The sequence below is a fragment of the Acidovorax sp. genome (genome assembly GCF_016783915.1).
Classification (GTDB): Bacteria; Pseudomonadota; Gammaproteobacteria; order Burkholderiales; family Burkholderiaceae_C; genus Acidovorax.
Window position 1 is genome coordinate 1 of the sequence record NZ_JADHVT010000001.1, and the last position, 25,503, is coordinate 25,503.

22 protein-coding genes and 1 pseudogene are annotated in these 25,503 nt (G+C 62.3%); 7 read left to right on the plus strand and 16 right to left on the minus strand.

Going from position 1 to position 25,503, the window contains the following annotated elements:
- The 3 genes and pseudogenes from ISS20_RS00005 to ISS20_RS00015 all read left to right on the plus strand — a co-directional run.
- Positions 1–273 (plus strand): annotated as a pseudogene (locus tag ISS20_RS00005) (Bcr/CflA family drug resistance efflux transporter); the annotation flags it as partial.
- Positions 260–1,261 (plus strand): tRNA (adenosine(37)-N6)-dimethylallyltransferase MiaA, encoded by a 1,002-nt coding sequence (miaA, locus tag ISS20_RS00010; protein WP_291432643.1) that lies wholly within the window; start codon positions 260–262, stop codon positions 1,259–1,261. The pseudogene ISS20_RS00005 and the gene miaA, both read left to right, overlap by 14 nt.
- Positions 1,258–1,908: an ABC transporter ATP-binding protein gene (locus tag ISS20_RS00015; protein WP_291432644.1), complete on the plus strand. Its 651-nt coding sequence runs from the start codon at positions 1,258–1,260 to the stop codon at positions 1,906–1,908. Before miaA ends, ISS20_RS00015 begins: the two co-directional genes overlap by 4 nt.
- Before the next feature lie 96 nt (positions 1,909–2,004).
- Here the strand turns inward: ISS20_RS00015 and ISS20_RS00020 are convergent, their stop codons facing one another.
- Entirely contained in the window at positions 2,005–2,433 is a 429-nt protein-coding gene (locus tag ISS20_RS00020) for an Hsp20/alpha crystallin family protein (protein WP_291432645.1), read from the minus strand.
- 159 nt (positions 2,434–2,592) lie between these two features.
- Here ISS20_RS00020 and ISS20_RS00025 point away from each other — a divergent pair, with 159 nt between their 5' ends.
- The 3 genes from ISS20_RS00025 to ISS20_RS00035 are packed head-to-tail and all read left to right on the plus strand — an operon-like array spanning position 2,593 to position 7,599.
- On the plus strand, positions 2,593–5,277 hold the full coding sequence (locus ISS20_RS00025) for an FtsX-like permease family protein (protein ID WP_291432646.1): 2,685 nt from the start codon (positions 2,593–2,595) through the stop codon (positions 5,275–5,277).
- Positions 5,278–5,317: 40 nt separating this feature from the next.
- On the plus strand, positions 5,318–6,409 hold the full coding sequence (locus ISS20_RS00030; RefSeq protein WP_291432647.1) for a PLP-dependent cysteine synthase family protein: 1,092 nt from the start codon (positions 5,318–5,320) through the stop codon (positions 6,407–6,409).
- A gap of 20 nt (positions 6,410–6,429) precedes the next feature.
- Positions 6,430–7,599, plus strand: a complete 1,170-nt coding sequence (locus ISS20_RS00035) for a carotenoid 1,2-hydratase (RefSeq protein ID WP_291432648.1) — start codon at positions 6,430–6,432, stop codon at positions 7,597–7,599.
- A 56-nt stretch (positions 7,600–7,655) separates the two neighbouring features.
- Here the strand turns inward: ISS20_RS00035 and ISS20_RS00040 are convergent, their stop codons facing one another.
- From ISS20_RS00040 to ISS20_RS00060, 5 genes are all read right to left on the minus strand, one after another.
- Positions 7,656–8,657, minus strand: a complete 1,002-nt coding sequence (locus tag ISS20_RS00040) for a branched-chain amino acid ABC transporter permease (RefSeq protein WP_291432649.1) — start codon at positions 8,655–8,657, stop codon at positions 7,656–7,658.
- A 12-nt stretch (positions 8,658–8,669) separates the two neighbouring features.
- Positions 8,670–9,554 (minus strand): branched-chain amino acid ABC transporter permease, encoded by an 885-nt coding sequence (locus tag ISS20_RS00045; RefSeq protein WP_291432650.1) that lies wholly within the window; start codon positions 9,552–9,554, stop codon positions 8,670–8,672.
- 99 nt (positions 9,555–9,653) lie between these two features.
- A complete protein-coding gene (locus ISS20_RS00050; RefSeq protein WP_291432651.1) occupies positions 9,654–10,850 on the minus strand; it encodes an ABC transporter substrate-binding protein in 1,197 nt (398 codons plus the stop codon).
- Between the two features lie 60 nt (positions 10,851–10,910).
- Positions 10,911–11,621: an ABC transporter ATP-binding protein gene (locus ISS20_RS00055; RefSeq protein ID WP_291432652.1), complete on the minus strand. Its 711-nt coding sequence runs from the start codon at positions 11,619–11,621 to the stop codon at positions 10,911–10,913.
- Between the two features lies 1 nt (position 11,622).
- Entirely contained in the window at positions 11,623–12,393 is a 771-nt protein-coding gene (locus ISS20_RS00060) for an ABC transporter ATP-binding protein (protein ID WP_015013285.1), read from the minus strand.
- Positions 12,394–12,762: 369 nt separating this feature from the next.
- Between ISS20_RS00060 and ISS20_RS00065 the strand changes: the two genes are divergently transcribed.
- The gene (locus ISS20_RS00065; protein WP_291432653.1) at positions 12,763–14,598 is read left to right on the plus strand and encodes an ABC transporter transmembrane domain-containing protein; all 1,836 of its coding nucleotides are present in this window, start codon (positions 12,763–12,765) and stop codon (positions 14,596–14,598) included.
- Positions 14,599–14,645: 47 nt separating this feature from the next.
- Here ISS20_RS00065 and ISS20_RS00070 read toward each other — a convergent pair whose 3' ends face one another.
- The 10 genes from ISS20_RS00070 to nuoG form a co-directional block, all read right to left on the minus strand.
- Positions 14,646–15,128 (minus strand): DUF1178 family protein, encoded by a 483-nt coding sequence (locus ISS20_RS00070; RefSeq protein WP_291432654.1) that lies wholly within the window; start codon positions 15,126–15,128, stop codon positions 14,646–14,648.
- 169 nt (positions 15,129–15,297) lie between these two features.
- Positions 15,298–15,603: a DUF2818 family protein gene (locus ISS20_RS00075; protein WP_291432655.1), complete on the minus strand. Its 306-nt coding sequence runs from the start codon at positions 15,601–15,603 to the stop codon at positions 15,298–15,300.
- Between the two features lie 73 nt (positions 15,604–15,676).
- The gene (gene nuoN, locus ISS20_RS00080) at positions 15,677–17,170 is read right to left on the minus strand and encodes an NADH-quinone oxidoreductase subunit NuoN (protein ID WP_291432656.1); all 1,494 of its coding nucleotides are present in this window, start codon (positions 17,168–17,170) and stop codon (positions 15,677–15,679) included.
- A 29-nt stretch (positions 17,171–17,199) separates the two neighbouring features.
- Positions 17,200–18,675 (minus strand): NADH-quinone oxidoreductase subunit M, encoded by a 1,476-nt coding sequence (locus tag ISS20_RS00085; RefSeq protein WP_291432657.1) that lies wholly within the window; start codon positions 18,673–18,675, stop codon positions 17,200–17,202.
- Positions 18,676–18,688: 13 nt separating this feature from the next.
- Entirely contained in the window at positions 18,689–20,710 is a 2,022-nt protein-coding gene (gene nuoL, locus ISS20_RS00090) for an NADH-quinone oxidoreductase subunit L (protein ID WP_291432658.1), read from the minus strand.
- 31 nt (positions 20,711–20,741) lie between these two features.
- Complete coding sequence (nuoK, locus tag ISS20_RS00095) at positions 20,742–21,050, minus strand: NADH-quinone oxidoreductase subunit NuoK (protein WP_005793248.1); 309 nt, start codon at positions 21,048–21,050, stop codon at positions 20,742–20,744.
- Positions 21,047–21,715 carry an NADH-quinone oxidoreductase subunit J gene (locus tag ISS20_RS00100; protein WP_291432659.1) on the minus strand — a complete coding sequence of 223 codons (669 nt, stop codon included), beginning with the start codon at positions 21,713–21,715 and terminating at the stop codon, positions 21,047–21,049. Before ISS20_RS00100 ends, nuoK begins: the two co-directional genes overlap by 4 nt.
- 50 nt (positions 21,716–21,765) lie before the next feature.
- On the minus strand, positions 21,766–22,278 hold the full coding sequence (gene nuoI / locus ISS20_RS00105) for an NADH-quinone oxidoreductase subunit NuoI (protein WP_010463942.1): 513 nt from the start codon (positions 22,276–22,278) through the stop codon (positions 21,766–21,768).
- A gap of 12 nt (positions 22,279–22,290) precedes the next feature.
- Positions 22,291–23,373 carry an NADH-quinone oxidoreductase subunit NuoH gene (gene nuoH / locus ISS20_RS00110; RefSeq protein WP_274108678.1) on the minus strand — a complete coding sequence of 361 codons (1,083 nt, stop codon included), beginning with the start codon at positions 23,371–23,373 and terminating at the stop codon, positions 22,291–22,293.
- Positions 23,370–25,502, minus strand: a complete 2,133-nt coding sequence (gene nuoG, locus ISS20_RS00115) for an NADH-quinone oxidoreductase subunit NuoG (RefSeq protein ID WP_291432660.1) — start codon at positions 25,500–25,502, stop codon at positions 23,370–23,372. The genes nuoH and nuoG overlap by 4 nt, the downstream gene beginning before the upstream one ends.
- Position 25,503 lies beyond the last annotated feature (1 nt).

A 25,503-nucleotide genomic window follows, 5' to 3' on the forward strand; every position in this document is an offset into this window, starting at 1 on the left:
CCGTTCTACCTGTTCATGGTGGCGCACGGCATCCACCAGCCCTGCGGGCAAAGTGGCGCCGTAGGGCCCTTCCCCAAAGCAGCAGGCGTCGCATCGGCCCTGAACGGTTTCATGATGATGCTGGCGGCCTTTGCCATTGGCGGCTGGCTGGGGCTACGGCTCGATGGTACGGTGTGGCCGCTGGTCAACGGCATCTGGTTCTGGTCGGTGGTGCTGGCCGTGATCTCGTGGACGCTGGTGCAGAAGTTTGGAGCGCCCCGTGAGCACGCCTGACACTCTACCTACCATCGCCCTGGCGGGCCCCACGGCGTCGGGCAAGACCGCCGGCGCGCTGGCGCTGGCCGCCGTGCTGGGCAAACAGGGCCGGCCGGTCGAGATCATCAGCGTGGACTCGGCCCTGGTGTACCGGGGCATGGACATTGGCACGGCCAAGCCCACGCCCGACGAGCGCGCCGCCGTGCCACACCACCTCATCGACATCCGCGACCCGCTGCAGGCCTACAGCGCCGCCGAGTTTGTGCAGGACGCCACCCGGCTCATCGCCGAGATCCGCGCGCGCGGCGCACTGCCACTGCTGGTGGGCGGCACCATGCTGTACTTCAAGGCGCTGTTTGATGGCATTGACGACATGCCCGCCGCCGACCCCGAGGTACGCGCCAAGATCGAAGCCCAGGCGGCCGAGTTGGGCTGGCCCGCCCTGCATGCCGAGCTGGCGCGTGTGGACCCCGTGACGGCTGCACGCCTGGCCCCCGGCGACAGCCAGCGCATCCAGCGGGCACTGGAGGTATGGCATGTGTCAGGCCAGCCGTTGTCGAGCTTTCACACTATCAAAAAGGTAGCAGGCAACACAAATAACACCGGCGCTAGCGCGCTTTTCTCCTTGGAGCCCGAGAACCGGGCCTGGCTGCACGAGCGCATCGCCCAGCGTTTCGACACCATGCTGGCCGGAGGATTCATTGCCGAGGTGGCGGCCCTGCGCGTACGCGGTGACCTGCACCCCGACCTGCCCTCCATGCGCTGCGTAGGCTACCGGCAGGTGTGGGAAGAACTCGACTTCCAGGCCAGCCGTCCTTCAGGCACCCCGTTGAACACGGCCTTCCTGCGCGAACGCGGCATTGCCGCCACACGGCAACTGGCCAAGCGCCAGATCACCTGGCTGCGCAGCATGCCGCAGCGCCAAGCCATCGCCTGCGACCAACCCCATGCCGTGGCCACGCTGGTGCAGGCCGTGCTGCAACGCCTGAAGCAGCCCACGCCATGACGCTGCTGCACGTGGAGAACCTGGGCAAGCACTACGGCAGCACGCCGGTGTTCGCCAACGTGCAGTTCACCGTGGCGCCGGGCGAGTTTGTGGCCATCGTGGGGGATTCGGGCGTGGGCAAGTCCACGTTGCTCAACTGCCTGGCGGGCCTCGACACCTGGGACACCGGCAGCATCACCCACGGCACCACCGACCTGAGCCAGTTGGACGACACCGCCCGCGCCCTGTGGCGTCGCGCGCAGGTGGGTTTTGTGTTCCAGGCCTTCCACGTGTTACCGCACCTGGACGTGGCACAGAACGTGGCCCTGCCGCTGATGCTGCTGGGCCAAAGTGATGCCGCCCGCGTGCAACACATGCTGGCCGCCGTGGGCCTGGAAGGGCTGGGTACACGGCTGCCGCAGCAGCTCAGCGGCGGGCAACTGCAGCGCGTGGCCATCGCCCGCGCACTGATACACCGCCCCGCCCTGCTGCTGGCCGACGAGCCCACCGGCAACCTCGATCCCACCACCGCCACGCGCGTGATGGACCTGCTGCTGGCGCAGACGCGCGAGCACGGCGCATCGCTGGTGCTGGTCACCCATTCCGACGCCGCCGCAGCGCGGGCCGACCGGGTGCTGCGCCTCACGGCCAGCGGCATCGCCGGTTAGGCCTCGAACGCCCCCAGCAGGGGCCGGACGAGGACTTCAAGCCGATCACGCAACCCAGCCCAGCGGTTCCGGCCAGAAGGGTTGTGTGAGCCGCGCTCACTCGATGTTCAGCCGCTGCGCCGCCTTGTTCACCTTCTTGGGGAGGTTCAGCGTCAGCACCCCGTTGTCGTACTTGGCCTTGGCCTGCGCTGCGTCCACATCTGCGGGCAGCTGAAAGCTGCGGGCCACGGCGCCGTAGTAGCGCTCGCTGCGCAGCACCTTCTCGCCCTCGCGCTTTTCATCGTGCTGGCGCACCTCGGCGCGCAGGCTCACCACGTTGCCTTCGAGGGATACATGGATGTCCTCCTTGGCCACGCCGGGCACCTCGGCCTGCACCGTATAGCCGCTTTCGGTTTCTTTCACATCCACCTTGATCTGGCTGGGCGAAGGCAAGTTGTCGCCATGCAACGGGCGCACGTAAAAGCCGGGGGCAATGTCCTTGAAAAAGTCGTCAAACAGACTGCCACGGGTCACGAGAGAGTTCATGGTTTTGGCTCCTGAAAAGGGGTTGAAACAGACAGCTGAGCCAGCGCAGGAGGGCGGGCCCTGACTCCAAGATAGGCCTGCGGTATCGCGGCTTCAAGGGGGTTGAAATGCAAGGTTGATGTGCGTCAAAAACCCAGGCTCCCGACGCCTGCGGCCACAATGCAGGCCATGCTCGCCCTGCTCCGCACCTTCTCCTGGCAAGACCTGCGCCACCACCCCTGGCGCAGCGCCGCAGCGGTGGCGGCCGTGATGCTGGGTGTGGCGCTGGCGTTTGCGGTGCATGTGATCAATGCGTCGGCGCTGGACGAGTTCTCGCAGGCTGTGCGCGCTGTCAACGGCCAGCCCGACCTGGAGCTGCGCGCCATGCAAGGCAGCCTGCCCGAGGCGCTGTATGAACGCCTGGCCACCGACCCACAGGTGGCCCGCGCCAGCCCGCTGCTGGAGCTGTCGGCCATGGCGCAGGCAAGCACTACCAATGCCAATGCCAAAGCACATAGCGCACCCTGGCGCACCCCGCTGCGCGTGCTGGGCGCCGATGCCTTGCTGCTGCCCACCATGGCGCCGGCACTGATGCCACGCCCGTGGGACAGCGCCGACCGCTTCGCCCTCTTCGCACCCGCCACGGTGTTCCTCAACACGGCAGCGCTGCAGGCACTGGGGCTTTCTGCCGCCGCTCCAGCACCATCGTCGCTCCTGCCCCGCCTCACGCTGCAGGTGGGTTTACAACAGGCGCTCATGGTGCAGGTGGCAGGCACCGTGACCGCCGGCGGCGCGCCGCTGGCCGTGATGGACATTGGCGCTGCGCAAGACCTGTTGGGCCGCGCAGGCGCACTCACCCGCATCGACTTGCAACTGCAGCCTGGCACCGACCGCACTGCGTGGGAGACCACACTGCGCGCGCAGCCCGGCTGGCCTGCCAACCTGGTGCTGGCGCAGCCTGGCGATGCCACCCAGCGCATCAGCAACCTGTCGCGCGCCTATCGGGTCAACCTGACGGTGCTGGCGCTGGTGGCACTGTTCACCGGGGCGTTTCTGGTGTTCTCGGTACTGGCCCTCAGCGTGGCGCAGCGCGGGCCGCAGTTTGCGCTGCTGGCCGTGCTGGGCGCCACACCGCGCCAGCGGCTGGCACTGGTGCTGGCAGAGTCGGCAGCGCTGGGCTTGCTGGGCAGCGTGCTGGGCATAACGCTAGGTACCGCGCTGGCGGCCACGGCGCTGCAACTGCTGGGCGGCGACCTGGGCGGCGGCTACTTTGCGGGCGTGCGGCCCGCGCTGCAATGGAGCGCCCCCGCCGCCCTGGTGTACGGCGCACTGGGCGTGGCGGCCGCCTTGGCGGGTGGCTGGTGGCCCGCCCGCGCCGCGCAGACCCTGCCCCCGGCCCAGACCCTGAAGGGCCTCGGCGCCGCAGCCAGCCAGGCGGACAAGGGCACTGTTGGTATCGTTTTGATAGCTACCGGGGCACTGTTGACTTGCGCCCCACCCATATTTGGCATTCCACTGGCCGCCTATGTGGCCATCGCGCTGCTGCTGGTGGGCGGCATCGCACTGCTGCCCTGGGGCATGGCGCGGTTGCTGGCGTGGCTGCAGCCCCTGGCCGCGCGCCACGCGCTGCCACTGCTGGCGCTGGAGCGCGCGCGGCGCATGCGGGGCAGCGCGGCCATCGCGGTGGGCGGTGTGGTCGCGTCCCTCAGCCTGGCCGTGGCGCTGACGGTGATGGTGTCCAGCTTTCGCGGCTCGGTCACGCAGTGGCTGGACGCGGTGCTGCCGTCGCCGCTGTATGTGCGCTCGGCACTCAGTGCGGGTGGCACGGGCGGCGGCGAGGCAGCGTTACTGCCCGCAGGTTTTGCCGAAGCGGTGGGCCAGTTGCCGGGGTTGGACCGCGTGCAGCCCCTGCGCGCCAGCCCGCTGCAGTTGTCCCCCACGCTGCCTGCCCTCACGGTGCTGAGCCGCCCCCTCGGCGATGAGCCGGCACAGACCCTGCCCCTGGTGGGCGAGGCCCTGCCCGTGCCCCCCGGCCGCACGGGCGTGTACATCAGCGAAGCCGTGGTGGACCTGTACGCCCTGCGCCCCGGCATGGATTGGCCCGCACTTTCCAAGGCTTTTAGCCCTCAAGCGCTAGAGAATCATGCGCCAGCAGCTATCTTTTATATAGCAGGCATCTGGCGGGACTACGCCCGGCAAACCGGCGCCGTGGTGATGGACCGCGCGGTGTGGCTGCGCCTGACCGGCGACGCCCGCACCAGCGACCTGGCCCTGTGGCCCAGTGAGGGCATCGATGTGTCTGCCTTGCAGGCGTCCATCCACGCGCTCGCTGCGACGCAAGCTGGTCGCCAGCCCTCCATTGCGGCGGGTGCAGCCACTGGCGACGGCAACGAGGCCCTGGTGGAATTCAGCTCGGCGGCCACCATCCGCGAACGCTCGCTGCGCATCTTCGACCGCAGCTTTGCCGTCACCTACTGGCTGCAGGCCGTGGCCATCGGCATCGGCCTGTTCGGCGTGGCCGCCAGCTTCAGCGCCCAGGTGCTAGCACGCCGCAAGGAGTTTGGCCTGCTCGCCCACCTGGGCCTCACCCGGCGGCAGATCTTGACTGTGGTGGCGGGTGAAGGGGCTGCGTGGACCGCCGTGGGTGCTGCTGAGGGTGTGCTGCTGGGGCTGGCCGTGTCGGTGGTGCTGGTGCACGTGGTCAACCCGCAGAGTTTTCACTGGACGATGGATTTGGCGGTGCCGGGTTGGAGGTTGCTGGGGCTGTGTGCTGCCGTTGTTGTGTCGGGCACGGTCACCGCATGGCTGACGGGCCGGGCGGCGGCGGGAAGGGATGCGGTGATGGCGGTGAAGGAGGATTGGTGAAGATACGAGCTACCCCATGGAACACCGCGACAATGCAACTATGTCTTTTCAACAGAACACCTCCGGACCTTGCCACCCTCAAGATCGCGCCCCCTGGCTGCACGAAGCCATCGCCCGCATCGAAGCAGACTACCAGCGCAGCGCCGACACCCACCTGATCCCGCTGCGCCTGCCCGCGTTTGCCGCACATGGCATTGACCTGTACCTCAAGGACGAATCCACCCACCCCACGGGCAGCCTGAAGCACCGGCTGGCGCGGTCGTTATTTTTGTATGCGCTGTGCAATGGCTGGGTGCATGAGGGCTCGACCATCGTCGAGTCGTCCAGCGGCTCTACGGCGGTGAGTGAGGCCTACTTTGCGCGGCTGCTGGGGCTGCCGTTTGTGGCGGTGATGCCGCGCAGCACCTCGCCCGAGAAGATCGCGCAGATCGAATTCCACGGCGGGCGCTGCCACTTTGTGGACAGTGCAGGCGCGGTGTATGACGCGGCCCGTGCGATTGCCGAGGAGACAGGCGGCCACTACATGGACCAGTTCACGTATGCCGAGCGCGCGACTGACTGGCGCGGCAACAACAACATTGCCGAGAGCATGTTCACGCAGATGGCGCGCGAGCCGCACCCTGTGCCGCGCTGGATTGTGGTGGGTGCAGGCACAGGCGGCACCAGCGCCACCATTGGCCGCTATGTGCGCTACCAGCGCCATGCCACGCAGGTGTGTGTGGCCGACCCGGCGGGGTCGGTATTCAGCGCGTACCACCGTACGGGCGACGCGGCGCTGACGGCGCCGGGATCCCGCATTGAAGGCATTGGGCGCCCACGGGTGGAGCCGAGCTTTATCCGCACACTGGTAGACCGCATGGTGGATGTGGCGGACTGCGAGTCCATCGCCGCCATGCGCGCGCTTTCGCAGTTGCTGGGGCGGCGCGTGGGGCCGTCCACGGGCACCAACTTTGTGGCCATGCTCACACTGGCCAGCGAGATGCGCGAGCGGGGCGAGCGCGGCTCCATCCTGTCGCTGCTGTGTGATGCGGGCGAACGGTACTTGCCCACGTATTTCGACACCGAATGGGTGGACCGCACGTTTGGCGACTGCTCGGCCGCGCAGCAGAAGATGGACGCACTGATCGGCTGACGCTCGCTTCCCTCCGCACCATGCCCTTTTCTGCTTTGCCTCCAGGCCTCTTGCCGCTGCCACTCGGCCTCACGGTTACTCGCCGGCGGTTTCTGGCCACGCAGGTGCCGTTGGGCCTGACGGCAATTAGTGCTGCGGGGTGGTTACCCGATGCAGCGTATGCGTTACCCGCACGCACGTTGAGCTTTCCGCGTGACCACGGTAGCCACCCGGAGCTGCGCACCGAGTGGTGGTACATCACCGGCCACGTACAGGCGCAGGGGCAGCCATGGGGGTTTCAGATCACGTTCTTTCGCTCGCGGGTCGATGGCACGCAGCGGCTGCAGTCGGCCTTTGCGGCCAAACACTTGCTGTTTGCGCACGCTGCGATCACCGATGTGCGCGGCCAGCGACTGCTGCACGACCAGCGAATTGCGCGTGCAGGTTTTGGTGTGGCGCAGGCCAGTGAGGCCGACACCCGCATCCGGCTACAGGACTGGACGCTGGAGCGCAGTGACGCGGCCCGCAGTACGCCCGCAGGTGCACGAAGCCGCTACACCACCCACGTTGCGGGCAGCGAGTTTGATCTGGACCTGGTGTTCGATGGCACCCAGCCCGTGCTGCTGCAAGGGCAGCAGGGGCTGTCGCGCAAGGGGCCGGACGCCGAGCAGGCCAGCTACTACTACAGCCAGCCACAACTCACTGTCAGCGGCACCTTGACGGTGGGGGGCAAACGCATGGCTGTCGCGCCGGACACCGGCCGCGCCTGGATGGACCACGAATGGAGCGAGGCGCTGCTGCACCCCGAGGCCCAGGGGTGGGACTGGATCGGCATGAACCTGCACGACGGCAGCGCGCTGACAGCCTTCCGCCTGCGGCGGGCTGATGGCACTGCGTTGTGGGCGGGGGGGTCGTGGCGGGCGCCCGGGCAGCCGGTGCAGGTGTTTGATGCGCGGTCTGTGGTGTTCACCCCCCTGCGCTGGTGGGCCAGCCCTCGCAGTGGCGCGCGCTACCCAGTGCAATGGCGGGTGCAGACGCCAGCAGGCGCCTTTGAGGTGAACGCGCTGCTGGACAGCCAGGAGCTGGACAGCAGCGGATCAACGGGCGCCATCTACTGGGAAGGGCTGTCGGACCTGGTGAGCGTTACAGGTCAGCCCTTAGGCAGGGGCTACCTGGAGATGACCGGATACGCAAAACCGCTGCGCCTGTAAAGGCAGCAGCGGCTTGGTGTTCAAAGGATACCGCTAGAACAGGCGGCGTCACATCCTCAATGCTTGGCGGAGTTGCCTGCGCGGCGCTGTGCCAGCCAGGCGATGATCTCGCCCATGATGCCGCGGCGGAAGGCCAGCACGCAGATCACGAAGATCAGACCCGTGACCATGGTGACGGATTCACCCAAGGTCTTGAACCATTCCACGCTGGTCAGTGCAGCCAGCAGGTTGCCGAACTCGCCAATCTTGTTCTCCAGCAGCACCACCACTGCCGAGCCGATGAGCGGGCCTGACAGCGTGCCCAGGCCGCCCACCAGTGTCATCAGGATGACCTGGCCCGAGGCGGTCCAGTGCACATCGGACAGCGTGGCAAAGCCCAGCACCAGGGTCTTGAGAGAGCCTGCCAGACCCGCCAGAGCCGCCGACAGCACAAAGGCCAGCAGCTTGAAACGGTGCGTGTCGTAGCCCAGCGAGATGGCGCGGGGCTCGTTCTCCTTGATGCCTTTGAGCACCTGGCCGAACGGCGAGTGGATGGTGCGCACGATCAGCAAGAAGGCGGCGACCACGATGACCAGCGCCACATAGTACATCACCAGATCGCTTTGCAAATCGATCAAGCCAAACAGCTTGCCGCGCGGCACGCCTTGCAGGCCGTCCTCACCTCCCGTGAAGGGTGCTTGCAGACAGGCAAAGAACAGCATCTGCGCCAGCGCCAATGTGATCATGGAGAAGTAGATACCCTGGCGGCGAATGGCCAGCCAGCCAAACAGCAGGCCCAGCAGCGCGCCACCAGCGGTGCCGAGCAGCAGGCCCACTTCAGGGGTCAGGCCCCACACCTTGATGGCGTGGCCGGCCACGTAGGCCGCGCCCCCCAGAAAGGCTGCATGGCCAAAGGACAGCAGACCGGTGTAACCGAGCAGCAGGTTGAACGCGGAAGCAAACAGTGCAAAGCACATGAGCTTCATCACGAAGACGGGATAGGCGCCGAGAAAAGGCGCGGCAATGAGGGCCAGCAACAGCAGGCCGTAACCAATGGTGGCAGTGTTCTTGGAATTCATGCTGGCAGCCCCTTATTTTTCTTTGCCGAACAGGCCGGCGGGGCGAATGAGAAGAACGATGACCATGATGACAAACACCACAGTGGAAGACGCTTCGGGGTAGAAAACCTTGGTGAAACCTTCGATGACCCCCAGGCCCAGCCCCGTGAGGATGGAGCCCATGATGGAGCCCATGCCGCCGATCACCACCACGGCAAACACCACGATGATGAGGTTCTGGCCCATGAGCGGCGTGACCTGGTACACAGGGGCGGCCAACACACCCGCGAAGGCAGCCAGCGCTGCGCCAAAGGCATAGGTCAATGTCACCATCACCGGCACATTGATACCGAAGGCCTCGACCAGGCGGGGGTTTTCAGTGCCTGCGCGCAGGTAGGCGCCGAGCTTGGTCTTTTCGATCACATACCAGGTGGCGATACACACCACCACCGAGGCGACGACGACCCAGGCCCGGTAGTTGGGCATGATCATGAAGCCGAGGTTGGTTGCCCCTTCGAGCAGCTCGGGAGTGTCGTAGCCCAGGCCCGACACGCCATAGATGGAGCGAAAGACGCCTTCGATCAGCAACGTGAGACCCAGCGTGAGCAACAGCCCATACAAGTGATCGAGCTTGTAGATCCAGCGCAGCAAAAGGCGCTCGATCAGCACACCGAACAAACCCACCACCAGCGGTGCCAACACCAGCATCAACCAGTAGTTGATGCCAAAGTAGTTCATGGCCATCCATGTCAGCAACGCCCCGGTCATGAACAGCGCACCGTGCGCAAAGTTGATGACGTTGAGCAGGCCGAAGATCACAGCCAGCCCCAGGCTGAGGATTGCGTAAAACGATCCGTTGACCAGCCCCAGAAGGAGCTGGCTCAACAGGCCGGGCAATGAGACACCAAAGATTTCCATGGGAGGCAGCAGCAGGTGGAGAGAGTTCAGGTCAGAGGGTCACACCGTGCCCCGGCACACTCCAAGGGTGGCCGGGCCGGTGTGGGTCCTCTCAGGGGTTTACTTCCAGAGCGGGCACTTGCTCTCGGCCTTGGTGGTGAACACCGAGTCACCAGGCAGCTTCTTGATCAGCTTGTAGTAGTCCCAGGGCTTGGTGGACTCTGCGGGCTTCTTCACTTCCATCAGGTACATGTCGTGCACGTAACGACCATCGGCACGCAGTTGGCCTGCACCGAAGAAGTCGTTCATCTTCATGCCACGCCATGTGGTCATGACCTTGTCGGCATCCACCGTCTTGGCGGCTTCAACGGCCTTCAGGTAGTTCATGGTGGCCGAGTAGTCGGCTGCCTGGATTTCGGTAGGCATGCGCTTGGTCTTCTCGAAGAAGCGGGCCGAGAACTTGCGGGTCTCGTCGTTCAGGTCCCAGTACCAGCTGGTGGTGAACTGCAGGCCTTCGGTGTTGCGCAGGCCCAGGCTGTGCACATCGCTGATGAAGATCAGCAGGCCGGCCAGCTTCATGCTCTTGCCAATGCCAAACTCCTTGGCGGCCTTGATGGAGTTGATGGTGTCACCACCCGCATTGGCCAGACCCAGGATCTGTGCCTTGGAGTTCTGTGCCTGCAGCAGGAAGGACGAGAAGTCGGACGCGTTCAGTGGGTGGCGCACGGCACCCACCACGTTGCCGCCCTTAGCCTTGACCACAGCGGTGGTGTCGGCTTCGAGCGCGTGGCCGAAGGCGTAGTCTGCCGTCAGGAAGTACCAGCTCTTGCCGCCACCATCGACAATGGCAGAACCCGTACCCTTGGCCAGCGCCACGGTGTCATACGCATAGTGCACGGTGTAAGGTGTGCACTGGTCGTTGGTCAGAGCCGAGCTGGCGGCGCCGTTGTTGATGTAAACGCGCTTCTTCTCGGCTGCAACCTTGGCAATGGCCAGTGCGGTGCCCGAGTTGGTACCACCGAACACCATGGTCAGGCCCTGGGTGTCGATCCACTCGCGGGCCTTGGAGGCTGCGATGTCGGCCTTGTTCTGGTGGTCGGCGCTCATCAGCTCAATGGGCATGCCCAGCACCTTGCCGCCAAAGTCGTCAATCGCCATCTGGATGGCGACCGCGCCGTTCTTGCCTTCCACGTCGGCGTACAGGCTGGACATGTCGGTGATGAAACCGATCTTGACCTTGTCCTGCGCGTGCGCGGCCGAGGTGGCCAAGCCTGCAACGCCCAGCATCAGTGCCAGCACTTTGAGTTGTTTCTTCATGGATTTGTCTCCTGTGGGTGTGGTGGAAGAAAACGGTGGGGAAAAGGGTGTGGGCGTGGCTCAGACGCCCAGCAGTTCGTTGAGCACAGGCATCTTGGCTTCGAGCTCGGCAGCACCGAACTTCTCCACGATGCGGCCGTGCTCCATCACGTAAAACCGATCGGCCAGCGGTGCGGCAAAGCGGAAGTTCTGCTCCACCATGACCACTGTGTAGCCCTTCTGGCGCAGCATGGTGATCATGCGGGCCAGGGCCTGCACGATGACGGGCGCCAGGCCTTCGGAGATTTCGTCCAGCAGCAGCAGGTTGGCACCTGTGCGCAGGATGCGGGCCACGGCCAGCATCTGCTGCTCACCGCCCGACAGGCGCGTGCCCTGGCTGTTCTTGCGTTCGGCCAGGTTGGGGAACATGGCGTAGATCTCCTGCACCGACATGCCGGGCGTGCCCGTCTTGAGGACGGGCGGCAACAGCAGGTTTTCTTCGCACGACAGGCTGGAGAAAATGCCTCGCTCTTCGGGGCAGTAGCCCACGCCCAGGTGCGCAATGCGGTGCGTGGGCATGTTCACGGTTTCCACGCCATTGATCTTGACCGAACCCTTGCGCGCACCGGTCAGGCCCATGATGGCGCGCATGGTGGTGGTGCGGCCGGCGCCGTTGCGGCCCAGCAGTGTGACCACCTCACCCGGCTGGACGACGATGTCCACGCCGTGCAGCACATGCGACTCGCCGTACCAGGCTTCGAGGTTCTTGATTTCGAGTGCGGGGGTGCTCATATCAATGCGCCCCTTGGAGTTGACCATCTGTCGTGCCCATGTAGGCTTCCATCACTTGCGGGTTGTTCGAGACTTCGGCGTAAGGCCCTTCGGCCAGCACGGCGCCACGCTGCAACACCGTGATGCGATCGGCGATGGTGGAGACCACCTTCATGTTGTGCTCCACCATCAGGATGGTGCGGCCCGCAGAGACTTTCTTGATCAGCTGTGTGACGCGGTCCACGTCTTCGTGCCCCATGCCCTGTGTGGGCTCGTCCAGTAGCATCAACTCGGGCTCCATCGACAGCGTGGTGGCAATCTCCAGCGCGCGCTTGCGGCCGTAGGGAAGGTTCACGGTCACTTCATCGGCCAGATCTTCCAGACCCACCTCCGTCAGCAGTTGCATGGCTCTGTCATCGAGCTGCCGCAGGGTACGCTCGCTGCGCCAGAAGTGGAACGAGGTACCCAGCTTGCGCTGCAGGCCCAGGCGCACGTTCTCGATGAGGGTGAGATGGGGGAACACGGCAGAGATCTGAAACGAGCGGATCACTCCGCGGCGTGCGATCTGCGCGGGCTGCTCTCGCGTGATGTCATGTCCGTTGAACCGGATGACGCCAGAGGTCGGCTCCAGAAACTTGGTGAGCAGGTTGAAGCACGTGGTCTTGCCCGCACCATTGGGGCCGATCAGCGCATGGATGGATCCGCGCCGAACGGCCAGGTTCACATCACTGACAGCGGTGAAGCCCTTGAACTCTTTGGTCAGGCTGTTGGTTTCAAGAATGACGTCGCTCATTGCGCCTTGGCCGCTCCGTAAGGTGCTGAAAAGAGGAGCCTTGCACCAAGGTCTCCCGATAGGATGAATCGCACCGCATCGTATGTCTCCCTACCCTGCAGTAGATACTGGGACTAATGCCTATGTATAAATGCCTACGTACCCGCCCTGAGAGTTCATGGCGAAGTCACGACACCGGCACGAGCGGCGCGCCAGCGCTCAATCTGATGCCTTGCCGGGCCCGGAGCAACCCACGCAGAGGACGCGCAGCCCTGCGCCCGTCGCTGACTTTTTGCTGACATCCCTTGCCTTTCAGCACAGATGCATGCGCCGCGTCGAACGTGGGGCCTACTTATCCGTTTGTCCGGCACAGCGCCCTACACTGCCACAATGGCATCCCTCTCCTCTTCCACGCCCGCCCGGGGCGCACCCCGCTCGCTCACGGGGCTGCTGCCCTTTTTGCGCCCCTACAGGGCACGCATCGCACTGTCGCTGGTGTTCCTGGTGCTGGCAGCGTTGGCCACACTCGCATTCCCCATGGCGCTGCGCAATCTCATTGACGGGGGCCTGGTCACCGCCACGGGCGACCGGGGGGCACAGGCTATGGCACTTCGCGGCCATTTCGAAGAGCTGTTTGCCGTGGCCATGGCGCTGGGTGGGTTTTCGGCCGCACGTTTTTACATGGTGAGCTGGCTAGGCGAGCGCGTAACCGCTGACCTGCGCAACGCTGTCTACAGCCATGTGCTGCAACAAAGCCCGCAGTTCTTTGAGACCACACAGACCGGGGAGGTGCTCTCGCGGCTGACGTCCGACACGACGCTGGTGCAGACCGTGGTCGGATCATCACTGTCCATGGGGCTGCGCAATGCGGTCCTGGGCCTCGGTGCCCTGATCATGCTGGTGTGGACAAATCCCTATGTGATGTCGGTGGTACTGCTGGCCGTGGTGCTAGTGGTGCTGCCCACGATGTGGATCGGGCGAAGGGTGCGCAGGCTGTCACGCGACAGCCAGGACAGGGTGGCGGACTCCAGCGCCATCGCGGCAGAGGTGCTCAACGCCATCCCTGTGGTGCAGAGCTACACCGCCGAGCCGCGCGAAGCCACACGGTTTGCACGGGCCACCGAGGACGCCTTTCACACGGCGGTCAAGCGCACCAAGGCACGCGCCTTGCTCGTGGCTTTCATCATCATCGCCAACGCGGCCCTGCTGCTGTGGGGGCTGTACCGTGGCACAGAAGCCGTGTTGGCCGGGCAGATGAGTGCAGGTCACCTGGGTCAGACGGTGGTGTATGTCATCCTGCTGGCGAGTGCAGTGGCGGTGCTGGGTGAGGTGTACGGAGACCTGCTGCGTGCAGCAGGTGCCACCGAGCGCTTGATGGAACTGCTGTCAAGCAGTTCGCCCGTGGCGAACCCTGTGACGCCCAAGCAGCTTCCAACCTCGGGGCGGGGTCTGGAAGTGCAGTTTGACAGCGTGCAGTTTCACTACCCATCGCGCCCGGATCAGCCAGCGCTGCAGGACTTCTCGCTACACCTGTCGCCCGGCGAGACCGTGGCACTGGTGGGCGCCAGCGGGGCGGGCAAGACCACAGTGTTTCAGTTATTGCAGCGCTTTTACGACGTGGATGGGGACGGAGAGGCAGGCGCGCCAAGTTTGCCAGAAGGACGCATCCTGTTGAACGGTGTAGACATCCGCGACCTGACACTCGATACGCTGCGCACCCATACGGGCACGGTGCCCCAGGATGCTGTGATCTTCTCCGCCTCTGCCATGGACAACATCCGCTATGGCCGTCCCGATGCATCCGACGAGGAGGTCATGGAGGCCACCCGAGCCGCCTTCGCGCACGACTTCATCATGGCCCTGCCGAAGGGCTACCACACGTTTCTGGGCGAACGGGGCGTGCGCCTGTCAGGTGGCCAGCGGCAGCGAATTGCCATCGCCCGTGCCATGCTTAAAAACCCACCTCTGTTGCTGCTGGACGAGGCCACCAGCGCCCTGGATGCGGAAAGCGAGCGTATGGTGCAGGCCGCGCTGGACACCGCCATGCAGCGCCACACGGGCAGAAGAACCACGCTAGTGATCGCCCACCGCCTGGCCACCGTGCAAAACGCGGACCGCATCTTGGTGCTGGACCACGGTCAGATCGTGGAGCAAGGGACCCACAGCGCATTGATGGCGCAAGGGGGGGTGTATGCGCGCCTGGCTGCACTGCAGTTCACCAGTTGATTCCGGCGCCATTCCGCAATGGCTGCCCCCAGGACCGGGTGCAGTGGCTACTGCAGGGTTTCCTTGACTGACGCTGGCAGCGGCATGACGGCAATGCCCTCATCCAGCAGTTGCAACGCCTCCTGCGCAGTGGCCTGGCCACGAATGGCCCGATCCTGAATCTCGCCGTGATGCATGCGCCTGGCTTCGTCGGCAAACCGGGGGCCGACATCTTCGGTATTCGCGACGAGCTTGCGGGCCAGCTCCAGCCACGCTGCCTGTAGCGCCAGGGGAAGCGTCGATGCCTCGACCTGCGCGCCGGAAACAGCATGCGAAACAGAAGTTGTACCGGACGGTGCCGCCGCGGCTGCGGCGGGCTGGCGAGCGCCCAGATTCAGGCGTGGTGCGCTCAGACGTTTCTCGATGTGGTCGTCTGCACAAAACGGGCACTGAACCAGGCCGCGCTGCTTTTGGCTCTGAAAGTCATCTTCAGAACCAAACCAGCCTTCAAACAGATGACCGTGCTGACATTGGAGATCCAGTACCTTCATGAGACGTATCGTACGCCGGTCAGCGCAATCCAGTGAGTGACTCCACTGGGCACATCAACGTCCAGGTGCAGAGTTGTGTTCAGATGTGTTTAACTCCATCTGCCAGCCTAAAGCAGGCAGGAGTCCTCAAAGTTTTTTCGCCTGACTCCGCCCGAAACCCACCGCTGCATCAGCCGTGGCGCCGCAGCAGATACCGATAGACAAACCCAGGGAAGGCGAGCGTGAGAAACATGGTGCCGGTAATGGCGTAAAACTCCCAGCCCTGCGGTGCAATCTGGCCTGCACGGCGCTCCAGCAACAAGGCCAGTCCGCCCACCAAGAAGTACAGCAAGATCAACTCGGCCAGGCGGCCCACCAAGGGCTTGCCGCCAGCCGAAGCCGGTCCCATCACCAGCCAACGCTGATTGACGAAGGGCAGATTGGCGGCAATCAACGCCGCCACAATCACGAGCCAAACCGAACCGGTAAGTGACACAGAAGAACTGATCGAAGCAGCAAATTAGGAGTGGGAGCGGTAGCCTGCGCGATGTATACGCTCGCGCTACCGATCAGGTCGCCAGTGCGCGCACCACGGCGTCGGCACACAGGGCCATCAAACCACCTGGCAACAGACCTAACACCAGCACCAGAGCGCCGTTGATGGTCAACACCACGCGCACATCGACGGGTGCCGATACGTTGGTAGCGGTCAATGGCGCGTCGAAATACATGACCTTCACCACCCGCAGGTAGTAGAACGCACCGATCAGTGACATCATCACAGCAAACACAGCCATCGCCAGGTAGATTGACTGGCCCGAGGCCACCAAGGCCTGCAGGACCGCCAGCTTGGCGTAAAACCCCACCAGCGGGGGAATACCAGCCATCGAGAACAGGCAGACCGCCATCACACCTGCATACAGGGGGCTGCGCTGGTTGAGACCTGCGAAATCAGAGATTTCTTCGCTCTCGAAACCTTCCCGGGCCAGCAGCAGGATCACGCCAAAGGCAGCCAGTGTGGTCAGCACGTAGGTGATGACATAGAACATGGATGCACTGTAGGCATTCTCTACCGCAGTGGCATCCACATTGCCATTGATCACCCCCGACATCAGGCCCAACAGCACAAAACCCATTTGGGAGATCGTCGAGTACGCCAACATGCGCTTGAGATTGGTCTGCGCAATGGCTGCCAGGTTACCGACCAGCAGCGAACCAATCGCCAGCACGGCCAGCATCTGCTGCCAGTCAATGGCCAGGGGCAACAAGCCATCCACGAGCAAACGGATGGTGATGGCAAACGCGGCCAGCTTGGGCGCGCCACCAATCATCAACGTCACAGCCGTGGGCGCGCCCTGGTACACATCGGGAATCCACATGTGGAAGGGCACCACGCCCAGCTTGAAGGCCAGACCTGCCACCACAAACACCAGGCCAAACACCAGCACCTGGTGCTTGATCTGACCGGAATTGACTGCCTTGAACACCTGGCCGATGTCCAGCGAGCCCGTTGCGCCATACACCATGGACAATCCGTAAAGCAAGAAGCCGCTTGCCATGGCACCTAGTACAAAATACTTCATGGCCGCTTCTGTGGCAGTGGCGTTGTCGCGGCGCAATGCCACGAGGGCATAGCTCGACAGTGTCAGCAGCTCAAGACCCAGGTAGATCACCAGGAAGTTGTTGCCCGAAATCATGATGAACATGCCGAGCAAGGCGAACATGGACAGCGTGAAAAGTTCGCCACCCCGCAACATATCGCGGTCGGCCGCGTAGGGGCGGCCGTACACCAGGGTGACCATCATGGCCACGGTGGCAAAACACTTGAGCCAGTTGCCCATGGCGTCACTTACCACCATGTTGCCGAAGCCATAGAAGGTGTTGCCACTGCTGGCGTACATGGCCTGGAGGGCGGCCACCACGGCGAGCGTGAGCATGGTCAGCACGTAGGTACTGGTGCGGCGGGGGCTGTGAACACCCAGATCAACCAGCGCAATCACGCAGGCCATCGTCAACAGCACAATTTCAGGGTAAATCGCTAGCCAGCTGATGTTGTCAATCATCTCGAATCTCTCAGTTCAGTCTGGTCTGTTCAGTTCAGCTTGGTCAGCGCCACATGCTTGAGCAGTTCTGCCACCGAGGTGTCCATCACGTCGGTGAACGGACGGGGATAAAGGCCCATGGCCAGCACTGCAATGCCCAGCACAGCGAGCATCAGGAACTCACGGCGGTCGATGTCCGTCAAGCCCTTGACGTTGTCATTGCCCACCGGACCCAGGTAAACGCGCTTGAACATCCACAGGGTGTAAGCGGCGCCAAAAATAAGCGCAGTAGCAGCTGCCAAGCCAATCCAGAAGTTGGCTTTGACGGCACCCAGGATCACCATCCACTCACCCACAAAGCCGGCCGTACCCGGCAGGCCGCAGTTGGCCATGGCAAACAACAGCGCAAACGCCGTGAAGTTGGGCATGGTGTTGACCACACCACCATACGCTGCGATCTCGCGAGAGTGCACACGGTCGTACAACACGCCAATGGACAGGAACATCGCGCCCGAGACGAAGCCGTGGGCAATCATCTGCACCAGGCCACCCGAAACACCCAGATCATTGAAGATGAAGAAGCCCAGGGTCACAAATCCCATGTGCGCCACCGACGAATAGGCCACCAGCTTCTTCATGTCCTTCTGGACCATGGCCACCAGGCCCACGTAAATCACAGCGATCAGCGACAGGGCGATCATCAGCCAAGCCCATTGCCGCGCAGCGTCAGGGGCGATCGGCAGTGAAAACCGCAGGAAACCATAGGCGCCCAGCTTCAGCATGATGGCGGCCAACACTGCGGAACCGCCCGTGGGCGCCTCCACGTGCACGTCGGGGAGCCAGGTATGGACAGGCCACATGGGCACCTTCACAGCGAAGGCGGCGAAGAAGGCGAAGAACAGAAGAGTCTGCGCACGGCCGCTCAGCGGCAGCTGATGCCAAGTCGCAATATCAAAGCTGCCACCCGACTGGTTGTACAGGTAGATCAGCGCGATGAGCATCAACAGTGAACCGAGCAACGTGTACAGGAAGAACTTGAACGCAGCGTATATTTTGTTCGGACCGCCCCAGATACCGATGATGAGATACATCGGAATCAGAGTGGCTTCGAAGAACACGTAAAACAGAATGCCGTCGAGTGCGCTGAACACACCGATCATGAGCCCCGAAAGGATCAGGAAAGCGCCCATGTACTGGTTCACGCGCTCAGTGATCGATTCCCAGGAGGCGATCACCACGATGACGGTGATGAATGCTGTCAGCGGCACAAACCAGAAGGAAATACCGTCCACGCCAAGGTGGTAGTGGACATTGAAGCGCTCGATCCAGTCAGCCTTCTCCACAAACTGCATGGCTGCAGTACCTAGCTTGAAGCCATCGTACAAAGGTAGCGTGACGAGGAAGCCGATCAACGCACCGACCAGCGCCAGCCAGCGCACGGCGCGCGCATGCTCATCGCGCCCGATGGCGAGCAACAGCGCGCCAAACGCAATCGGTGTCCAGATTGCAAGACTCAACAGACCCATTTTTATTCTTCTCCTACTTGTTGAGCCAGACGAAATACGTCATGAGCACAAAAACACCCAGGATCATGACCAGCGCATAGTGGTAAATAAAGCCCGACTGCACCCAACGTACAGCACCGGCAACCCAGCGCACGAGCTTCCATGACCCATTGACCAAGGCGCCATCAATAACTGCCTGATCCCCACCCTTCCACAGACCCACGCCCAGCGCACGTGCGCCACGGGCCAGAATGTTCTCGTTGATCCAGTCGAGGTAGTACTTGTTTTCAAGCAGTGTGTAGATCGGCTGTACGCGCGCCTTGATCGCAGTGGGCAACGCAGGATTGACCATGTACATGTAGTACGACAGGGCCACACCCGCCAATGCGAGCCAGAACGGTGCCGTCTGCAAGCCGTGCAATGCCATGGCCCAAGCGCTGTGGAAATGCTCTGCCATGTGCGCCATGGAAGGGTGCTTGGCCGCATCCACAAAAATGACATCCTTGAAGAAGTCACCAAACAGCATGGGCTGGATGAACAGGAAACCCACCACCACCGAAGGAATGGCCAACAGCACAAGAGGCACCGTGACCACCCATGGAGACTCGTGAGGCTCGTGGTGCTCATCATGACCGTGACCATGATCATCGTCATGGTGCGCGTCCGGGTTCTGGTCGAAACGCTCATTGCCATGGAACACCAGGAAATACATGCGGAAGGAGTAGAACGCCGTGATGAACACGCCCGCCAGCACCGCGAAATGCGCAAACCCGGCTGCAGGCAAATGGCTGAAGTGCACCGCCTCAATGATGCTGTCCTTGGAGTAGAAGCCCGAGAACAGCGGAGTGCCGATCAGTGCCATGGAACCCAGGAGCGAAGTGATCCACGTGATGGGCATGTATTTGCGAACCCCACCCATCCAGCGGATATCCTGATTGTGGTGCATACCCATGATGACCGAGCCTGCCCCCAGGAACAACAAGGCCTTGAAGAACGCATGGGTCATCAGGTGGAACACCGCCACCGAATAGGCCGAAGCGCCAAGAGCAACAGTCATGTAGCCCAACTGCGACAGCGTCGAATAGGCCACCACACGCTTGATATCGTTCTGGATGATGCCCAGGAACCCCATGAACAGTGCCGTGATGGCGCCAATCACCAAGATGAAGTTGAGCGCAGTATCAGACAGCTCGAACAGTGGTGACATGCGCGACACCATGAAGATGCCGGCGGTCACCATGGTGGCGGCGTGGATCAGCGCAGAGATGGGGGTAGGACCCTCCATCGAATCAGGCAGCCAGACGTGCAAAGGGAACTGTGCCGACTTGCCCATCGCGCCGATGAACAGGCAGATGCAGATCACGGTGACGAGCATCCAGCTGGTGCCGGGGAACGACAGCGCGCCAAGTTCGCCCGCCTTGGCGAAGATCTCGCCATAGTTCAAGGTGCCGGTATACGCTGCGATCAGGCCAATACCCAGAATGAAGCCGAAGTCACCGACACGATTCACCAGAAAGGCCTTCATGTTGGCGAAGATGGCCGTGGGCTTGTTGAACCAGAACCCGATGAGCAGATAGGACACCAGACCCACTGCCTCCCAGCCGAAGAACAGCTGCAGCAGGTTGTTGCTCATGACGAGCATGAGCATGGAGAACGTGAACAGCGAGATGTAGGCAAAGAAGCGGTTGTAGCCCTCGTCCTCTTCCATGTAGCCAATGGTGTAGATGTGAACCATCAGCGACACGAAGGTCACCACCACCATCATCATTGCCGTAAGGCTGTCGATCAGGAAGCCCACCTCCATCTTCAAGCCACCCACCACCATCCAGGTGTAGAGGGTTTCGTTGAAGCGGGCACCGTCGAGCGCAACGCTCTTGAGCGTCATGGCCGAAAGGATGAACGCAACAAGCACCCCGAGGATGGTCAGGGTGTGGCTCAGGCGACGACCGATCCAGTTACCACCGAAGGTCGTACCGAAGACGCCGGCCAGTACGGCACCCGCCAGCGGTGCCAGCGGCACAGCCAGGAGCGTTGAAGCAGAGAGGGTTTGACTCATTCTTGAGAACCTTGGGAATACTCGTGACCCATCAACCCTTGAGGGTGTTGAGGTCTTCTGCGTTGATACTGGATTTGTTGCGGAACAGCAGCACCAGAATGGCTAGGCCAATCGCCGATTCAGCGGCCGCCACGGTCAGGATAAAGAACACGAACACCTGGCCGTGCATATCTCCCAGGTAGTGGGAAAACGCCACGAAATTCATGTTCACCGCCAGCAGCATGAGCTCGATCGCCATCAGAAGCACGATCAGGTTCTTGCGGTTCAGGAAGATGCCGATCACGGCGAGCGCGAACAGCATGGCCCCCAGCGACAGAAAGTGGCCCAGAGTCAATGTCATGCTTTTTTCTCCTCGGCGGCAGCTTGCGCCGGCTCCTCGACAGCAGGCTTTTGAGTAGCAGCCACCTTGATCACAGCCAAACGATCAGCAGCGCGTACACGGATCTGTGATGACGGATTGATGGCCTTGCTGTCCTTGCGCTGGCGCAGTGTCAACGCAATGGCTGCGACCATGGCAACCAAAAGAATGACCGCAGCGATCTCAACCGGATAAAGGTACTCGGTGTACAGCAGCTTGCCCAACGCCTTGGTGTTTGAATATTGCACCACATGCCCTGCGGCATCCACCGCCGTCGCAATTGCTTTGGGCTCGTCAATGCTGCGGAATCCGCCCATCAACACGCCAGCCATTTCGAGGGCGATGAGTGCCCCGATGAAGGCCGCCAACGGGAAATGTTTCCAGAACCCTTTGCGTACGGTATCGATGTGGATGTCCAGCATCATCACCACAAACAGGAAGAGCACCATGACCGCGCCCAGGTAAACCAGCACGAGCGCAATCGCCAGAAACTCCGCCTTGAGCAACAGCCATACAGCCGCCGCCTGCGAGAACGCAAGGATGAGATACAGCACCGCATGCACAGGGTTGCGAGCAGTGATCACCCGGAAGGCTGCAAACAGCAGCACCACCGAGAAGAGATAGAAGAAACCAGTCTTGGCGTCCATGAATCGGGTCTTTATAGAAAGTCTGGCAAAGAGGCTGAACCCCGTACCGCTCAGCGGTACTTGGCGTCTGCAGCCTTGGCTGCCGCAATTTCACCTTCGTACCGGTCGCCCACGGCCAAGAGCATGTCCTTCGTGAAATACAGGTCACCACGCTTTTCGCCGTGGTACTCAAAGATGTGTGTCTCGACAATCGAATCGACCGGGCAGCTCTCTTCGCAGAACCCGCAGAAGATGCACTTGGTCAGGTCGATGTCATAGCGCGTGGTACGGCGCGAGCCGTCAGCGCGCACATCAGATTCGATCGTGATGGCCATCGCAGGGCATACGGCCTCACACAGCTTACAGGCAATGCAACGCTCCTCACCGTTGTCATAGCGGCGCAGTGCATGCAGGCCACGAAAACGTGGCGACAAAGGCGTCTTCTCTTCGGGGAACTGCACAGTCACCTTGCGGCGAAATGCATAGCGGCCGGTCAGGGCCATCCCCTTGAGCAACTCCACGAGCATGAAGCTCTTGAAGAAATCCTTGAACGAAAAAGGTGCAGCAGCAGCAACAGCAGTCATTTGTGTCCCCGCTTATTTCCAGATATTCCAAGGCGAGAGCAACCACCCGCCAACAAACAACAAATACACCAGCGTGACCGGAATGAAGATCTTCCAACCCAGGCGCATGATCTGGTCATAGCGGAACCGGGGGAAGGTTGCCCGGATCCAGATGAACATGGACACGACGAGGAAGGTCTTGAGCCCCAGCCAGATCCAGCCTGGAACCCAGTTGAACACGGCGCTGTCGATCGGGGGCAGCCAACCGCCCAAGAACATGAGAGCAGCCAGAATGGATACGAGCCACATGCTGGCGTACTCGGCCAGAAAGAAGATCGCGAAGCCCATGCCCGAGTACTCGACCATGTGACCAGCGACGATTTCCGCTTCACCTTCAACGACGTCAAAGGGGTGACGGTTAGTTTCAGCCACGCCGGAAATCAGATACACGAGGAAGATAGGCAGAAGAGGCAGCCAGTTCCAGGACAGGAAAGTCAGGCCTTTGTCCGCTGCCATGCCCCGGCCCTGCCCGAGTACGATCTCGGTCAGGTTCATACTGCCCGACACCATGATCACGACGAGGAAACAGAAACCCATCGCGATTTCGTAGCTCACCATCTGTGCCGAAGCACGCAACGCGCCCAGGAAGGCGTACTTGGAGTTCGAGGCCCAGCCCGCGATGATCACGCCATAGACCTCAATGGAAGTGATTGCCATGACCAGCAGCAAACCAGCATTCACATTGGCCAGGGCCACATCGGGGCCGAAAGGAATCGCCACCCAGGCAGCCAGGGCGGGCATGATGGCCATGACAGGTCCGAGCACGAACAGGCCCTTGCTGGCCGCCGTGGGCTGGATGATTTCCTTGGTCAGCAGCTTCAGCGCGTCAGCAATAGGCTGCAGCAACCCCATGGGGCCCACGCGGTTGGGGCCATGTCGCACCTGCATGAAGCCCAGCAGCTTGCGCTCCCACAAAGTGAGATATGCCACAGCGCCCATGAGCGGCGCCAGGATGCAGACGATCTTGATCAGGATCCAGAGCACTGGCCAGACAATACCGGTCCACCAGCCAAAGGAGAGCAGGTTCAGGCCCGCGTTGTAGATCGCATCGATCATGCGGCCACTCCTTCACGTGCCAGGCGCGCGTCGGCAGTCAGCTGCAGCGACGTGGAACGGCGCAACAGTCCGTCGAGTTGATAGATAGAAGCCACCACAGGTTCACCAGCTGCTGTCGTCGCAGCAGGCACAGCCTTCACGGTGTTCGACAGTTGTGCTGCCGGCACTTGCGTGACCGTGCCTGCCGGGGCATTGGTAGCACGAGCCAGAACATCCTGCGAGGTTTCAAAGTCGAATCCCGGTACGCCCAGCAAGTTGGCCAGCACGCGCAGGACCTTCCATGCGGGACGGGTATCACCCAGAGGACGCACCACGGCATGGAAGCCCTGTATGCGGCCTTCCGCGTTTACAAAGCTGCCCGATGTTTCCGTAAATGGAGCAATTGGCAACAGAACGTCACTGAACTCCAGGTTGGCCTTGAAGGGACTCAAAGTGACCACCATCTCTGCGCCAGCAAGGGCGGCTATCGCCTGAGCACCTGCGGCGGAATCATGAACCGGCTCGGTGTTCAGCAGCAAAGCTGCCTTCAAACCACCGGAGAGCATCTGACCCGCATTCAATCCACCATTCACAGGATGAGCACCCACAAACTGGGCGCCCACTGTATTGGCCGCTTCCGTGAGATAGCCGACGGATGCACCCGTCTGCTCGCCAATCCAGTTGGCCAGGGCCAGCAATTGCGTAGCCTGCGCGTGGTGCGCCGCACCGTTGCCGAGCAACACGGCCTTGCGCTCGCCGCCCAGCAGCGAGCGGGCGATGGCCTGCGCAGCATCGTCGGCAGCTGCAGCACCTTGCGGAGCGGTAACGCCCTTTTCCTGGGCGATGGCCGAAGCGATGCGTCCGAGCGTGTACACCCATTCGCTCGCGCCCTGGGCGACGAACGACTGCACAGGCATGGCCCAGTCGTAGGCCACGTCAGCGATGGCGCTGACCTGGCAGCCATGACGGGCCGCTTGGCGGATGCGCTGCGCAAACAGTGGATGGTCCTTGCGCAGATTGGAGCCCACGACCAGCACGCGCTGCAGCGTGGACAACGAGGCGATGGAGGTGCCGAGCCAACGAATGCCTTCAGGAGCAGCAAACTCGGCGTTACGCAGGCGATAGTCGATGTTGTCGCTACCAAGGCCACGCACCAGGGCGCTGGCCAAGTACAGCTCTTCCAACGTGCTGTGCGGACTCACGAGCGCGCCGATGCTGGATGCCCCGTGGTCGCTCTTGATGTTCTTAAGGCCATTGGCCACGTACTCAAGCGCCGTCTGCCAGTCCACTTCCTTCCAGACCCCACCCTGCTTGAGCATGGGCTGGGTCAGGCGCTCGTCGCTGTTCAGCGATTCGTAAGAGAAACGGTCGCGGTCGGCGATCCAGCATTCGTTCACAGCCTCGTTCTCGAGCGGAACGACGCGCATGACCTTGTGGTTCTTCACCTGCACAATGAGATTAGCACCGGTGGAGTCATGCGGGCTGACGGAACGGCGGCGCGACAGTTCCCATGTACGGGCGCTGTAACGGAAAGGCTTGCTGGTCAATGCACCCACGGGGCATATGTCGATCATGTTGCCCGACAGCTCCGAGTCCACCGTGTCGCCGGTGACCGTGGTGATTTCAGAGTGCTCACCACGATGGATCATGCCCAGTTCCATCACGCCGGCCACCTCCTGACCGAACCGCACGCAGCGGGTGCAGTGGATGCAGCGACTCATCTCTTCCATGGAGATCAGCGGGCCAACATCCTTGTGGAACACCACGCGTTTTTCTTCCTCGTAGCGCGAAGAGGAACCACCGTAGCCCACGGCCAGGTCTTGCAACTGGCACTCGCCACCCTGGTCGCAGATGGGGCAGTCCAGGGGGTGGTTGATCAGCAAAAACTCCATGACCGACTGCTGAGCCTTGATGGCTTTGTCGCTCTTGGTGCGCACGATCATGCCCTGCGTGACCGGCGTGGCACAGGCAGGCATGGGCTTGGGAGCCTTCTCCACGTCCACCAGGCACATGCGGCAGTTGGCGGCAATCGAAAGCTTCTTGTGGTAACAGAAATGCGGAATGTAAGTGCCAGCCTTTTCGGCTGCATGCATCACCATGCAGCCTTCGGCGACTTCCACTTTCTGACCGTCCAGTTCAATTTCAACCATA

Coding starts and splice junctions, on each gene's coding strand:
- ISS20_RS00015 (WP_291432644.1), top strand. CDS start 1,258: ATGACGCTGCTGCACGTGGAGAACCTGGGCAAGCACTACGGCAGCACG.
- ISS20_RS00020 (WP_291432645.1), bottom strand. CDS start 2,433: ATGAACTCTCTCGTGACCCGTGGCAGTCTGTTTGACGACTTTTTCAAG.
- ISS20_RS00025 (WP_291432646.1), top strand. CDS start 2,593: ATGCAGGCCATGCTCGCCCTGCTCCGCACCTTCTCCTGGCAAGACCTG.
- ISS20_RS00030 (WP_291432647.1), top strand. CDS start 5,318: ATGTCTTTTCAACAGAACACCTCCGGACCTTGCCACCCTCAAGATCGC.
- ISS20_RS00035 (WP_291432648.1), top strand. CDS start 6,430: ATGCCCTTTTCTGCTTTGCCTCCAGGCCTCTTGCCGCTGCCACTCGGC.
- ISS20_RS00040 (WP_291432649.1), bottom strand. CDS start 8,657: ATGAATTCCAAGAACACTGCCACCATTGGTTACGGCCTGCTGTTGCTG.
- ISS20_RS00045 (WP_291432650.1), bottom strand. CDS start 9,554: ATGGAAATCTTTGGTGTCTCATTGCCCGGCCTGTTGAGCCAGCTCCTT.
- ISS20_RS00050 (WP_291432651.1), bottom strand. CDS start 10,850: ATGAAGAAACAACTCAAAGTGCTGGCACTGATGCTGGGCGTTGCAGGC.
- ISS20_RS00055 (WP_291432652.1), bottom strand. CDS start 11,621: ATGAGCACCCCCGCACTCGAAATCAAGAACCTCGAAGCCTGGTACGGC.
- ISS20_RS00060 (WP_015013285.1), bottom strand. CDS start 12,393: ATGAGCGACGTCATTCTTGAAACCAACAGCCTGACCAAAGAGTTCAAG.
- ISS20_RS00065 (WP_291432653.1), top strand. CDS start 12,763: ATGGCATCCCTCTCCTCTTCCACGCCCGCCCGGGGCGCACCCCGCTCG.
- ISS20_RS00070 (WP_291432654.1), bottom strand. CDS start 15,128: ATGAAGGTACTGGATCTCCAATGTCAGCACGGTCATCTGTTTGAAGGC.
- nuoN (WP_291432656.1), bottom strand. CDS start 17,170: ATGATTGACAACATCAGCTGGCTAGCGATTTACCCTGAAATTGTGCTG.
- ISS20_RS00085 (WP_291432657.1), bottom strand. CDS start 18,675: ATGGGTCTGTTGAGTCTTGCAATCTGGACACCGATTGCGTTTGGCGCG.
- nuoL (WP_291432658.1), bottom strand. CDS start 20,710: ATGAGTCAAACCCTCTCTGCTTCAACGCTCCTGGCTGTGCCGCTGGCA.
- nuoK (WP_005793248.1), bottom strand. CDS start 21,050: ATGACATTGACTCTGGGCCACTTTCTGTCGCTGGGGGCCATGCTGTTC.
- ISS20_RS00100 (WP_291432659.1), bottom strand. CDS start 21,715: ATGGACGCCAAGACTGGTTTCTTCTATCTCTTCTCGGTGGTGCTGCTG.
- nuoI (WP_010463942.1), bottom strand. CDS start 22,278: ATGACTGCTGTTGCTGCTGCTGCACCTTTTTCGTTCAAGGATTTCTTC.
- nuoH (WP_274108678.1), bottom strand. CDS start 23,373: ATGATCGATGCGATCTACAACGCGGGCCTGAACCTGCTCTCCTTTGGC.
- nuoG (WP_291432660.1), bottom strand. CDS start 25,502: ATGGTTGAAATTGAACTGGACGGTCAGAAAGTGGAAGTCGCCGAAGGC.